Raw genomic sequence first — 402 nt, forward strand, 5'->3', positions numbered from 1 at the left:
CGTACGCGTAGTTCAGCGCCGCGTTCTCGTTGCCCGGGTTGCCGAGCTGCTGGGGGAGGCCGCTCGCGGGCTCGGGCGCGGTCTGCGCCACGTAGCCGCCGAGCACGTCGGCGTCCAGCCGCTCCGCCTCCCGCTCGCTGTTGATCAGCATGATCTGCCGGTCCGGCAGGCCTTCGAGGTCCTTGATGCCGCTGGCCTCGGTCGTCTCGTCCGGCATCAGCCGGCCGGTGATCGTGGTCTCGCCGCGCGGCGGCGCGGGCACCTTCGGGAACTCGGTCTGGCTCGGGCCGTCGGCGGGGATCCAGCCGCGGTTGACCAGCAGCACCTTGCCGTCGTCCAGGACGAAGGGGGTCAGGACGTGGAAGCCGATCTCCTCGTCGGCGTTGGTGCGGCGGCGCACCA

General features: G+C 72.1%; 1 protein-coding gene. It reads right to left on the bottom strand.

Features of this window, described 5'->3' with window-relative positions; all coding sequences use genetic code 11:
• On the bottom strand, window positions 1-402 hold a 402-nt coding region (locus LPA54_RS40875), incomplete at both ends, for an SURF1 family protein (RefSeq protein ID WP_228985473.1).

It is taken from the genome of Streptomyces sp. DH12 (assembly GCF_020873895.1).
Taxonomy (GTDB): Bacteria; Actinomycetota; Actinomycetes; order Streptomycetales; family Streptomycetaceae; genus Streptomyces.